The organism is Rhodopseudomonas rhenobacensis, assembly GCF_014203125.1.
Classification (GTDB): domain Bacteria; phylum Pseudomonadota; class Alphaproteobacteria; order Rhizobiales; family Xanthobacteraceae; genus Rhodopseudomonas_A; species Rhodopseudomonas_A rhenobacensis.
Genome location: NZ_JACHIH010000003.1, coordinates 115,344 through 129,363, shown reverse-complemented (window position 1 = coordinate 129,363; position 14,020 = coordinate 115,344). Strand labels below are relative to the sequence as shown.

Annotated in this window: 3 protein-coding genes; all 3 read right to left on the bottom strand. The window is 68.8% G+C overall.

Annotation, left to right across the window (positions count from 1 at the left end; all coding sequences use genetic code 11):
• Positions 1-293 precede the first annotated feature (293 nt).
• The 3 genes from HNR60_RS04070 to HNR60_RS04060 are packed head-to-tail and all read right to left on the bottom strand — an operon-like array spanning position 294 to position 14,018.
• A complete protein-coding gene (locus tag HNR60_RS04070) occupies positions 294-9,143 on the bottom strand; it encodes a type I polyketide synthase (protein WP_184254582.1) in 8,850 nt (2,949 codons plus the stop codon).
• A complete protein-coding gene (locus tag HNR60_RS04065) occupies positions 9,130-11,238 on the bottom strand; it encodes an AMP-binding protein (protein ID WP_184254580.1) in 2,109 nt (702 codons plus the stop codon). Before HNR60_RS04065 ends, HNR60_RS04070 begins: the two co-directional genes overlap by 14 nt.
• Positions 11,235-14,018 (bottom strand): ATP-binding cassette domain-containing protein, encoded by a 2,784-nt coding sequence (locus tag HNR60_RS04060; protein ID WP_184254578.1) that lies wholly within the window; start codon positions 14,016-14,018, stop codon positions 11,235-11,237. Before HNR60_RS04060 ends, HNR60_RS04065 begins: the two co-directional genes overlap by 4 nt.
• Positions 14,019-14,020 lie beyond the last annotated feature (2 nt).

Sequence of the window (14,020 nt, the reverse complement as noted above, 5' to 3'; positions counted from 1 at the left end):
ATTCTCCCGTCCAAACTCCCATTCTCGCGTAAGCACCACGTAAGCAACCGGACGCAAGTCGGAGCGTGTCCGAGGGTACGTCAGGCGGGTCTAAATTTCAATTTGTTTAGTAATTACAGTAGCATAGCGCATCGGAGCGAAACCCATCGTGAAGTGTCGAAGGGCAGGTTAAATTGCTCCGAAGGCAAAGGTCACACGTTCGAATCGTGTCGGGTGCGCCACTTATTTGCCAGCATTCAGAACAGAACGGGTCTCCATCTCCGGCTCTCTTGCGCCTGGAGGAGGCGGATCTGTCAATTGAAGAGCGTCAGGGCGTCGAGATCTTCCTGGCTGAGGTCGAGCGCCGAGAAGTCGCTCGGCGAATAGCGGCGCTGCTCCGAAAAGCTCACCACGGAACGGCAGGCGTCCGCCTCGGCGGCGATGGCCTGCAGCAGGCGCTCGATGGTCGCGACCTGATGGCCGGCGCCGAATTCGCAGCGAACGATGAGAGCGCCGGCATCCTGCCAACAGTTGAAGGCCAGGCGATGCGGGCGAACCGCCCGCGCGGCCCGCTCGCGACCCGCGCCGAGCCGGAGCAGCGGCAGCCCGGCATGGCCGAACCGCCCGATCTCGCCGAGGTAGTTGAAGGACAGTTGCGGCCGCGGCCCGGTCAGCGGCACGGCGGCGCACCGCAGCAGACCGTAACCCATCGACCGCCCGGCCGCCGCACGCGCTGTGTCCTTGATGGCCAAAAGCCAGCGCGGCAGGTCGGTCGCGTCCGCCGCCAGCGCGACCGGATAGCGCGTGGTGAACCAGCCGATGCTGCGCGACAGATCGATGTCCGAGTCGCCCGCGTCACGGCCGTGCCCTTCCAACTCGATCTGCACCGCGCCGCCGGTCCAGCCGATCAGCGCGCGGGCGACCAGCGCCAGCGCGCCTTCATGCGGCTGGAGGCCGAAACGTTCGGTCAGATCGGCGAACAGCGGCTGGCACAGCTCGGCGCTCAGTCGCAATTCGCGGCATTGCGCGTCGCCTTCCAAATCCACGCTGTCCGGAGCATCGAGCGGCACCGTCACTGCGACGTCCAACACCGCCTGCCAATACGGGCGATCGACTTCGAAGGCTTCCGCCGACGCCGCCTGATGGCGGCACCACCAGGACCACGCCGTCGGCGGAGCCGCCACCGGCCGCGGCGGGTCGGACAATGCGTTGGCCAGATCGTCCGAAAGAATCGCCCAGGAGACCATGTCGAACACCAGGTGATGCACCGCCACGACGAGGCGCTTCGCGGCGCCGGTTTCGATCAGGCCCGCGGCGAATGGGCGGCCCGCAGCGGGATCCAGCTGCGCCACCAGGCGATCGGCGATCCGATCCTCAGCGGCGGATAACTCGTCGGCGGCAGCTAATTGTTGCTGCAAGGCCGGCGAGAAAGCCGTTGCTTCCACCTGCTGCGCCGGCGGGTCGCCGTCGCAGAGGCGCACGCGCAGCGCGTCGTGACGCTGAACCGCCGCCGCGAGCGCCGTACTAATCGCTTCGGTCGTTGCGCCGAGCGGGAGATCGAACACCGCCGTCAGCGCCCAATGGCCGCGATCGGGCATGTCGATGTCCATGAACCAGTGCTGGATCGGCGTCAGCGGCACCGCCTCCGCGACCGGCCCGCGATCTTCGACAGCCTGTGCCGCGACCGGCTGGATGATTTCGGCCAGCCCCCGCGGCGTCGGCGCGGTGAAAATCTGCGCGGGCGACATCAGCCAGCCGGCCGCGCGGGCCTTGCCGGCAAGCTGGATCGCCATGATGGAATCACCGCCGAGCGCGAAGAAATCATCGTCGGCGCCGATATTCTGCGCCTGGTCGCCAAGGCCGACGAACAGCTCTCGCCACAGCAGCAGAATCGTGCCGAGCACGCCCTCGGCTTGAACCGGCGCTGCGGTGACGACGGCGCGCGGCGCGGCAAACAGCTCCATCAGGGCGCTGCGATCGACCTTGCCGTTGGCGGTGAGTGGCAATGCCTCGACGATCACAAGCCGGGACGGACGATGGGCTTCCGGCAGCTGGTCGATCAGCAGCGTGGCGAGGTTTTCAACGGTCTGGCCGGATGCCACGATGGCACCAAGCAGGCGCGCCGCGCCGTCGTCGTCGCGTTTGACCAGCACCGCCGCGTCCGACACGCCCGGGCAGGCGCGCAGCACCGCCGCCACCCCGTTGGGATCGACCCGATGGCCGCGGATTTTTGCCATGTCGTCGTTGCGGCCGAGGAAGCGGACGAGGCCGTCGGCATCCATGCTGCCGAGATCGCCGGTGAGATAGGCGCGCGCGGCGTCGGCGCGGCGGATGAAGCCGGACGCCGCGTCGGCCGCCGGCGCCAGATAGCCCAGCGCGACGCCCGCGCCGCTGACGCGGATTTCGCCGGTCTCGCCAGCCGCAAGCACCGTGCCGTCGCTGCCGACGATCTCCACGACGGCGCCGTCGAGCGCATAGCCGATCGGCACGCGGCCATCCGCCATCACGCTCGCGAGCGCCGCGGTGACCTCCACCATGGTGCAGCCGATGGTGGTCTCGGTGGGGCCGTAATGATTGAAGATGCGCAAGCCGGGCCGCAGCGCCGCCAGCCGTTGCACCAATGCAAAGGTGAGCACATCGCCGCCGCAGATCAGCGCGCGCCGCGGCAGCAGCGCGGCGGCGTCCGGATGCGTCAGCAGCGCCGCGAGATGGCTGGGGACGATTTTCAGCACGTCGGCCGGGGCCTGCGCCATCCGGGCGATCAAGGCGGCGGGGTCGCGCGCGGTGGCCGCATCCACGACATTGAGAGTGCCGCCGGAAGCCAAAGCGCCGATCACGCTTGTGTAGCCGAGGTCGGCGGCGAACGAGGTGACGATCGAAAACACCAGCGGACCGGGCATCGCCAGCCGGCGCAGCATGGCGTCCGCATAGGTGTGCAGTCCGCCGCAGGACACCATGACGCCCTTCGAGCGCCCGGTGGAGCCGGAGGTGAACAGGATGTAGGCGAGATCCGAAGCTGCGGAAGAAAAGCGCGGCGGCGCCGTCACGGCCGGCGCGTCGCGGCTCCAGCCCAGCGTCGGAATCGCTGCCGTCTCGCCCCGCGTCGATGCATCCGTCACCAGCACCCTGGCGCCGGATTCGGCGAGCAGCGTGGCGCGGTGGGCGGCGGGGTGCTCCGGCTCGAGCGGCACGAAGGCGGCGCCGAGCCGGCTTGCGGCCGCCATCGTCACCAGCGGGCCGGCGCCGCGCTCCAGGCAGAAGCCAACGCGGTCGCCGTGCCCGACACCAAGCGCGGCAAGCCGCGCCGCGAGGTGGTCGCTGGCTTGCGCGAGTTGAGCCCAGCTCAGCGTGCCATCGTTGTCGATCACCGCCGGCGCATCGGGCCGCTGCGCAGCCCATTGCGCCACGTAGTCGGCGATCGTGATAGTGACTGGTAGCGCCGGTGCCCGCGCGGGTTCTCCGACATTGCTGTCTAATAACTCGCGATAGCGGGCGACCCAGCCCTTCACCCGGGCGGCATCGAACAACGCCGTGTTGTAGTTGGCCTCGATGGCGAGCCCTGCCTCGCTGAGTTCGAGATTCCAGTTGAGGTCCCAGCGCACGCTGCCATGAGCGTTGGCGCTGACTTTTGGCGCGAACTCACCGAAGGCCGCGAGAGGCTCCAGGCGATCGAGGTTGAAGGAGACGCTGGCCAGCGGCGGGCGCGACGGATCGCGCCGTGAACCGCTCGCCTTGACGATGGCGGACAGCGGATAGGCCGGATAGGCCATCGCCTGCGCCATCGCCGCGCGGGTCACGCCGAGCGCATCGGCGCCGCCGATGCCGGCGAGCCGCACCGGCACGGTGGAGATGCAATAGCCGCTTAGGCCCGGCTCGCCCAGCATCGGTTGGCCGGCGGCGAAGATCGCCACGACGATATCGTCCTGCCTCGAAAGTTCTGCCAGCAGCCGTCCATAGGCGGCGAGGCACAGCGTGAACAGCGAGCAATTTTGCGCCCGCGCTTGCGTCGCCAGCCGATCCGCCAGCACCGGCGGCAGCAGCGCGGAGATGCGCCCGCCGGCAAACGTCTGCAGCGGCGGTCGCGGCCGGTCGGCGGGAAGATCGAGCGGCGCGGGTAGACGAGCGAAGGTGCTTTTCCAATGCGCCGCGGCGTCCGGGTCGGCGGCAGCCGCGCGGGCAAAGCTAGCAAAGCGCTGATAGCTCACCGGCGCCGGCAGGCTCGCCGGCATCGCTGCGAGGCGAGCCGAATACAGCCGGCCGAGTTCGTTGGCGAGCACCTGCATCGACCAGCCGTCGGTGACGATGTGCGGCTGGATCAGCACCAGCGCGCATTCCGCCGCGCCTATCCGAAGTAGAGCGATCTTAAGTAATCGGCCGCCCGCAAGATCGAATGGCCGTGCCGCCTCGGCCGGCACCCAGGCCGCCGCGGCCTCGGCATCCGGCAGATCGACCTCTTGCAAGGCGATCGTGACGGCGCCGGCGATGTGGGCCTCGCCGCCGCCCTCCGCAAAATTCATCCGCAGGCTGTCGTGCCGGACTATCAAATCGGCCAGCGCGGCCCTGAGCATTTGCGGATCGGGCGGGGCTTCGAAATTCAGCACCAGCGTCTGATTATAGGCGGCGGCGCTTTCGGGACTGAAGGCGGCGAGCGTCCACAGCGCCTGCTGCCCCGGCGAGGTGGCGATGGTCGCGGGCGCGGCCGCGCGAGGCGACGAGCCCATCAGGCCGACCGCCGTCAGCGCGCGGGCGCTATCGCGCACCGCCTGCGCCACCTGGTCGAGATCGGAATCGGTGTGCGCCGTGGAGAGGAAGCAGGTCCGCCCTTCCCAGACATAGACGCCGCGCGAGATCAGCTGGCTGTAGAACAGGTCGCTGGCGCCGGCGAAGCGCAGCACCGAAGAGAAATGCTCCACCCGCAAGGCGCTGCCGTCGTGTTCGAGCGTGGCGTTGAGGTCGCGGCAGAAACGGTCAGTCGTGGCGTTGAGGCGCTGCTGCAGCGCGGGCCCGGAGGCGTCCAGATGCGTGAGGACCGCCGTTGCGGCCGCCATCGCGAGCGGGTTCTTATTAAAAGTGCCGGCGAAGAAGGTCCGCTCGGCCTGCGGACCACCGGCGCCCTGCAGCGGCCAGGTGCCGCCATCGATGCCGTCGAGAAACGCGCGGCCGCCGGCGACGACGCCGATCGGCAGGCCGCCGCCGACGATCTTGCCATAAGTCACAAGATCGGCGCGCACCCCGGCCCAGGCCTGCGCCCCGCCGGACGCCACGCGAAACCCGAGCAGCACCTCGTCGAAGATCAGCGCGGCGCCGGCGCGGCTGGTGAAGCCGCGCAGCCATTGCAGAAAATCGCGCGGCTGCAAGCTCGGGCGCCGGCTCTGCACCGGCTCGACGATCACCGCCGCGAGCCGATCCGACAGCGCCTCAAGGGCGGCCTGGCTGCCCTCGGGATCGGCATAGTCGAGTACGACCACGTCAGCCAACATGCCAAGCGGCGTGCCGCTGGCGAGCGGCAGGCTGCCGCCCTCGGCGGCGCGCGCCAGCGTGCCGTCGAAATGGCCGTGATAGGAGCCGGCGAACATCGCCACCAGCGGGCGGCCCGTAGCGTGGCGGGCGAGCCGCAGCGCCGTCATCACCGCCTCGGTCCCGGTGTTGCAGAACAACACCCGCTCATTGCCGGTGAGCCGGGCGATCAGCGCCGCGGCCTCGCCGGCCTTCTCCGCCTGCGGGCCGAGGAACAGGCCCTGCTCCGACAACTGGCTTCGTATCGCCTCGACCACCATCGGCGGGTTGTGGCCGAACAATTGCACGCCGAACCCCATGGTGAGGTCGACATAGTCGTTGCCGTCGGCGTCGATGATGTGGCTGCCCTGCCCCTTGATGCCGATGATCGGATAGAGCATCGACTTGGTCTCGGGCCGGAAGCCCGCCACCGCGCGACTATCGGCCAGCACGGCGCCAAAAGTTTCTCGCTGCTGGCGCGAGGCCCGCCGTGCCGCGCCATAGCGGGCGGCGAACTCCGCGATGAAGGTTTTCCCCTCCGCGCTGATCGGCTCGGCCTGCGGCGCCGCCGGCGCGATGCGCGCCACAGGCTGCAATGGAGGCGTGGACACAGCTGTTACTTGCGAGATGGCGGAGGGCGCGGCGGCCGTGTCGGGCGCACGGGCCTCCATTTCGCTGACGACGCGCTCCAGCAGCGCGCGTGGCGTCGTCAACGTCTCGAATAATTCGCGGCGTGGGATGGCTACTTTCCAACGCCGCTCGAGCGTGGAAATCGCTTCCATCAAAGCGAGCGAATCCACGCCCAGCGTGAAGAAGCCGGCATCGCCGGCCAGCGCCGCATCGTCCAGTTGCAGGCTGCGCCGCAGGCTCGCCGCGATGCCGGCGCGCACTTCGTCCCGGCTCAGAGCCGGCGTCGCCGCCGGCTGCAGCTCAGGCACCGGCATGGCGACCATGGCGTGCTGCGCGATCGGCCTCCGATCGGGCGAGGCGATCCAATGCTGCTCCCCGGCGAAGGGATAACCGGGCAGGCTGACGCGCGCCGCGCCGCTCATTGGCCAGCGGATATCGAGCCCGGCGGCGAACAGCCGGCAGAGCGCGAGCGCCAAAGTATCAGCCGCCGCGCGGTTGCGGCGCATCGTGGGAATGAAGTGCGTGGCCTTGTCCTGGAAGCCGGGTGCGCGCTGCGCAAAGCCGACCAGGGTCGCGGCGGGGCCGATCTCGACGACCACATCCGCGCCGGAAGCGGCGATGCTGTCGAGGCTGTCGCCAAACCGCACCGGCTGGCGGATCTGCCGCCCCCAATAGGCCGGGTTTTGAAAATCCGCCGCCAGCGTCCCCGTCACATTGGAGACCATCGGCAGCTTCGGCGCCGACAGGCCGGCGTCGCGTACCACCTGCTCGAACGGCGCCACCGCGGCATCCATCAGGTGTGAATGGAAGGCGTGGCTGGTGGCGATACGCTGGCAGCTGATCCCGGCGGCGTCCAGATCCGTAAGTAATGACGCAATCGCCGCCTTGTCGCCCGAAACCACCACCTCGTCCGGAGCATTGAGCGCGGCGATATCGAGGCGCGCGCCGAAACGATCCAGCAGCGGCGCGACGCGCGCGATCGGCGCGAACACCGCCGCCATCTCGCCGTCGCCCGGCAGCGCGCCCATCAGCCGGCCACGCGCGGCCACCACGTCGAGAGCGATCTCGAACGGCAGCATCCCGGCCACACAAGCCGCGGACCATTCGCCAAGGCTGTGCCCGGCGACAATGTCGGGCACCACACCGAAGCAGGCGAGGCGCTCGGCCAGCGCATATTCGAGCACGAACAGCGCCGGCTGCACCTCGGCTGTGTCGGGCGCCCGGCCGCCTGCGACGGAATCGAATCGCAGCGTCGCGGGATCGGTACTAAGCCGACGCGCGGCGGCGTCCAGCCGATCGCGGAAGATCGGGTCGGCGGCATACAAGTCTGCCGCCATGCCGGGCCACTGGCTGCCCTGTCCGGAAAACAGCAAGGCGATCTTCGGCCGTTCGGAGCCGGCTTGGCCGACGGCCCCGGCGAAAGGCTGCTCGCCCTCGGCGATAGCTCGCAGACCCGCGAGCGCTTCGTCGTGGCTGCGCGCCAGGCAGGCGGCGCGATGGGCGAAGCGCCCGCGCCCGGTGGTCAGCGCGGCGGCGACGCCCGCCAGCGGCGTCTCCGGATAAGCGGCGAGATGATCCGCAAGCTCGGCGGCGAGCCGGCGCAGGCCGCCTTCATCGGGCGCGGACAACGCCAAAATGGTCGGCAGAATGTGTTCAGCTGCTCCACCGGCACACGGCGGTGCCTGCTCGACGATCAGATGCGCATTGGTGCCGGAAAAGCCAAAACTGCTCACGCCGGCACGCCGGTGCGTGGCAGTCGGCCAGTCCATCGCCCGGTCGACGACGCGGACGGGCAGATCGCTCCAGGCAATGCGCGGATTGGGCGTGGACTGGTGCAGCGTCGCCGGCAGCCGACCGGCCTGCAGCGCCAGCACCATCTTGATCAGTCCGGCGATGCCGGCCGCGGCTTCCAGATGCCCGATATTGGTCTTGGCCGAGCCGATTAGCAGCGGCGCGCTGCGATCCGCCGCATAGGCGGCGGCGAGCGCCTGCACCTCAATGGGATCGCCGAGCGGCGTGCCGGTGCCGTGGCATTCCACGGCCTGCACATCGCGCGGTGACAGGCCCGCATCGGCGAGTGCTGCGGCGATCACCGCCTGCTGGGCGGCGCCGTTCGGCGCGGTGAGCGCGCTGGAATGGCCGTCATGATTGATCGCGGAGCCGCGGATGACGGCGCGGATGGCATCGCCGTCGCGCGCGGCATCGGCAAGCCGCTTCAGCACCACGAGCCCGCCGCCCTCGCCGCGCACATAGCCATCGGCTGCGGCGTCAAAGCTGCGGCAGGCATGGCCAGGGCCGAGCATCCCGGCGGCGGCGAGCGCCGCGGTGACGTCCGCGTCGAGTACGAGATTGACGCCGCCGGCGAGCGCGAGGTCGCATTCGCCGGCGCGCAGCGCGCGGCAGGCGGCATGAACAGCGACCAGCGACGACGAGCAGGCGGTGTCGATCACCAATGCAGGGCCGGTGATGTCGAGCCAATGGCTGATGCGTCCGGCGGCGATCGATCCCGCATTGCCCAGAATGGCCGCAGGCGACAGGCTGTCGGTGTCGTGAAACCGGGCGTCGTAATCATTGGCGCCAAGGCCGAGGAAAACCCCGGTGGCGCGCGGACGCAGCGCGGCATCTGCGTAGCCGGCGTCTTCCAGCGCGTGCCAGGCCAGCATCAGCGCAAGCCGGTGCTGCGGATCCATGGCGTCGGCTTCGGCCGGCCGCAGTCCGAAGAAGCCGGCGTCGAAACGATCAACGCCATCGAGATAGCCGCCCGGCGGCAGTCCGTCGCGCTCCGGCCGATCCGCAGGCGCAGCGCGAACCGCGTCGCGGCCCTCGAACAGCAATTTGCCATAGGCCTCCGCCGAGGGGGCGTCGGCAAAACGCGCGGCCAGCCCGACGATCGCCAAGGGCTGGCTTCCCCGCGCCGTCTCGGTTCGCAGCGCATCGATGCGGCCTTCGAGCGCCAGCATCAATTCGGTGATCTGCTCCGGACGCAGCCGACCCAACCGCTGGGTCAGGCTCGCGCGCCGCTCCTCAGTGGCCGCCACGGCCGTCTCCCTCGATCATCGACAACAGCTCTTCGAGATCGCCGCCGGAGGCCGGCGACGGATTTGGAGCCGAAGCCGGCGGCGGCGATCTGCACAGATGCGCCACCATGGCGTTGATGGTCGGGTGATCATAAGCCAGCGTCTGCGGCAGCTTGCGGGCGAGATGCGCGCCGAGCGCGACGGCCAGTTCGACGGCATCGACCGAAGTGAGGCCGAGTTCGCCGACGCCGCGATCCACCCGCACCTGCGCCAGCGGCAGTTCGAGCCGCCGCGACAGCCACTCGCACAGCCATCGTTGCAACGCCGCCGCGTCGCCCGGCGGCAGCGTCGCGGCTGTGCTAGATGCGGGCTCGCGAATCTGCGCTCGCGCCACGCGCCATTCGGCGATCACGGCAAGCGCGCCGTCGCGCCAGGCTTGGCGATTGGCGGCGCGCTGAATCTTGCCGCTGGAGGTGCGCAGCACCGCGCCCGGCTCCACCAGCACGATGCGGGATATCTGAAGCTCGAGCGTTTGCCAGACCGCCGTGCTGATCGCGCTGAACAAGGGCGCCGGATCGCTGCGGCGCTGGGTGCGCTCCAGTTCCTGCACCAGCACGACCTGCTCGCCGCCGTGATCGCCCGCAATGCTGAACGCGGCGCCGCTATCGACACGCAGCGCCGGATGGGCGGCTTGTGCCGCCCGCTCGATATCCTGCGGATAGTGATTGGCGCCCGATAGAATAATCAGATCCTTGATGCGGCCGGTGACGCAGAGTTCGCCGTCGATCATCGCGCCGAGATCGCCGGTGCGAAGATATTTCGTTGGATCGTCCTCGTCGGCGATGCGGACCCCGAAGGTCGCAGCACTTTCGTCCGGCCTGCGCCAATAGCCGCGCGCGATGGTGGGACCGCCGAGCCAGATTTCGCCGACCCGGTCAGCAGGCTGACGGCGTCCGGTCTCGGGATCGACGATGGCGATCGTCACGTCGGCCAGCGGCGTGCCGGAGCCGGCAATTGTAGTCCGGCGAGCAACAGCACCATGCAAAGCGATCCGTTCGTCCTCAAGAGCTGCCGCATCGAGCGTGAACAGCCGTGGCGCGACAGCGACGGGGCTCGCGGTCACCGCCAGAGTCGATTCTGCAAGCCCGTAGGCCGGAGCGAAGGTCGTGTCGCCAAAACCATGCGGGCCGAACGCGTCGATGAAGTTTTGCATCACCCGCGGATCGATTGGCTCGGCGGCATTCATCGCCATCACCAGACTGGAGAGATCGAGTCCCTCGCGCTGCTCGGGCGGAATCCGGCGGCAGCAGAGATCGTAGGCGAAGCTGGGCGCCGCGGTGTGAGTGCCGCGGAAACGGCTGATCGCCTCGAGCCACGACACCGGGCGCTGCAGAAAACTGTTCGGCGCCATCTGCACCACCGGACAGCCGGTGAACAGCGTCTGCAACAGGCCGAAGATCAAGCCGAGGTCGTGGAACGCCGGCAGCCACGTCACCATCGTGCTCGACGGCGACAGGCCCCAGGCGTCCTGCATCCGCGCCATATCGGCCATCAGATTGGCGTGGCTCACCTCCACACCCTTGGGCAGCGCGGTCGAGCCGGAGGTGTACTGGATGAAGCAGGTCGCGGCGGGATCGACCTCGCGCAGCGGGCCGGCCAGTGCGGGATCGCTGTCGATCTCGCCGATGTCCTGCCAGCGGATCGCCGCGAGCACCGCGCTGTCGGCCCGCCACAGCGCAGACTCCGCCACGCCGCCGCCGGTCAGCGCCACCGCGGCGCCGCTGTCGGCGGCCACCGCTTGCAGCCGCTGGATCAGCCGATGCCGGCGCGGCGGGTTGATCGGCACGGCGAGACGTCCCGACCACTGGCAGGCGAGGAACGCCACCAGGAAGTCGACCGACGGCTGGAACACCAGCAGCACCGGCGCGCCCGGCGCGGTCTGGCGCTCCAGAAAGCCCGCCACCGCGGCGGCCCGCGCCGCCAGCTCGGCCGCGCCGCAGCGTTCAGCCACCGCGCCTTGGCTGTCGAGGAAGCTGATCGACCAGCGGCTGTCGGACGCCGCGGCGAGCGCGGCGAGGCGGGTGGCAATGCTGCCGGCGGGCGCGTCAGGACTCATTGCGGCTGCGCATGCTGCTGCAATTTCTGCCAGGCGCAGTATTGCGTCATCGCCTCGTGACGCGACGCGAGGGCCGCAATGATGCGTTGCTCGATCGCCGGATCCTCGGCAATCAGCGCCCGCAGCGCCGCGGCATCGATCGTCAGCAGGTGGCAGTCCTTGCGCGTCACCACGCGGGTGAATTCCTCGGCGTTTTCAAGCGCCGCATATTCGCCCACCGCATCCCCCGCCTCGAGCACTTCGACCGCCATGAAGGTGCCGTCCGACAGACGCATGCTTTGCTGTGCCTCGCCCTGGGCAATGAAGATCAGACGGTCCGCCGGCTTGCCGTCCTCGATCAGCACGGTGTCGGGACCGACCGTTTCCACGGTCATGTTGGCGAGCAGGCGCTCGACGAAATCGGCCGGCACGTCCTTGAGGATGGGACGCTTGCGCAGCCGGTCGAGCAGTTGATCGCGCGGCAAGGTGCCGTCGGCGGCCGCGATCACGCTGCGCTGCCACAGATCGGCATAGACGCCGTCGGCGGCGAGCAGCATCTTGTGGGTGCCGCTCTCGACCATGCGGCCGGCCTTGACCACATAGACCAGATCGGCGTGCTCGCACTGCGTGAGGTCGTGGGTCACGGCGACCACGGTGCGGCCGGCCGTGACCTTGCGCAAGGTCGCTTCCACCGCGACGCGGCTTGCCGAATCCAGCGCCGAGGTGGCCTCGTCGAGCAGCATGATCTGCGGATCGTGCAGCAGCGCGCGGGCGATGGCGATGCGCTGGCGTTGCCCGCCGGACAGCTTGTTGCCGGCCTCGCCGACGTTGGTGTCGTAGCCGTCGGGCATCGCCATGATGATGGCGTGGATGTCGGCGGCCCTGGCCGCGGCCTCGACCTCGGCGTTGCTGGCATCGCGCTTGCCCATGCGGATATTCTCGCGCACCGAGGTCTGGAACAGCATGGTGTCCTGCGGCACCAGCGAGATCAGCGAGCGGACCTGCTCCTCGCCCAGCAGCCGCAGATCGACGCCGTTGAAGCGGACGTGGCCGCTGCCCGGCGAGAACTGGTTCTCGATCAGGCGCAGGATGGTCGATTTGCCCGAGCCGGACGGCCCCACCACCATCACCCGCCGCGGGCAGTCGATGGTCATCGACACCTTGTCCAGCACCGGGCTGCTGCCGTCATAGCTGAAGCTGACCTCGTCGAATTGCAGCGAATGCACCAGCCCGCCGATCGACTCCGGCCGCTCCGGATCCGGCGCGGCGTCGGGCTTGGCGAGCAGGTCCTGCACCCGCTCGAGGCCGCCGACGCCCTGAATCAGCAGCGGCAATTGCGCGCCGATGAAGCCGGCCGCGCCGCCGATGGTGATCAGCAGCGTGATGAACGCGACGATCGTGCCGGACGATACCAGCCCGTCCACCGACTGCACGGCGCCAAGCCCGATCACCAGCAGTTGCGCGGCGCTGACGCCGAAGCTGGTCATGCGCCCGACCAGGCCGGACGAGAAATATTGGTCGTTGCTCGCGGTGAAGAGCTGACCGATCTGCCCGGTGAACTGCTTCGACTGCTGGTCGCGCAGGCCGAAGATGCGGATGACCCGCTGCATCAGCAGGGTCTCTTTGACGATATTGGCGAGCTTGGCGTCCTTTGCGCCGCGCTCGTAGTTGAAGCGCACCGCGCGCTTGCTGAAGCCGCGCGGCAGCCAGAACGCGATCACCAGCGAGACCAGGGTGACGGTCGCCAGCTGCCAGTCCAGCGTGAACGCCACCACGACGGAGCCGATCAACATCAGGCCTTTGGAAAACAGCCCGGGCACGGCCCAGATCACGGCCTTTTCCACCACGGTGATGTCATTGGAGAAGTGGGCGATGATTTCGTCAGTATTGGATCTTGCGAGTTCGCGCGCATCGATGTTGTTGATCTTGCGAAACATCCGTTCGCGAAGGTCGTTGAGGATGCGCGGTCCGAGCTTGGCCAGCGTGTAGTCCAGCACCACGCCGAATCCGGACGCGGCCAGAAAGCCCAAGGTGAGGTAGGCCAGATAGAGGCTGATAGCCTCGACATCGCTCGGCTTGATACCCTTGTCGAACAGCGACTGCAGCAGCACCGGCACGATGACGGCGTAGAGAATCTGCACCGCGTTGGCGAGCAGGAACCAGAACAGCAGCACCCTGTGCGCCGCCGCCGCCCGCGCCACCCACATCACCAGATGGACGGGTCCCTTGCGGGCCGGACCGCCGTCCGAGGCCTCTTGCCATTTCAGCTCGAGGGCAGCGCTCGAAATGCCCGCCGCCGCCTGGCTGGCGGGATCCACCGTCCCGGCGACGCCCATCTCGCGGCCGAACTTGATGAAGCCTTTCGGCCCCTGTTCCTTCAGCAGATAGTCGACGAACGCCGCCGCCCGGCGCACGTCCTTCTGGTCGACGTCGGGCAGCAGCAGCCGGCTCGCGAGACCATCGAGATCACGCGCGTCGGCGCGCGGGATCGCGACCGGAACGGGCTTCTTGCCGTCTTCCCGGCCGACCTCCTGAAGCACAGAATGCAGCAGACCAAGCCCCAGCAGGCCCCAGGCGCCGCTCGGCATCGCCAATTTGTAGGTGAACAAATGATGCGCCAGACGTTGCACCGGATCGCGTCGGGCTTCCGCCGGATTGGCCGCCATCGCGGTCGCGATGAAGCTGCTGTCCGGGTTGAGAGCCAGGCGATCGCATGCGAGGCCGTAGAGCCGCTGCAGCTTGTGCTGCACCTCGTCGTCGGTTTCGTTCTTCTTGAACCATTCGAAATGCCGGTTGGACATGG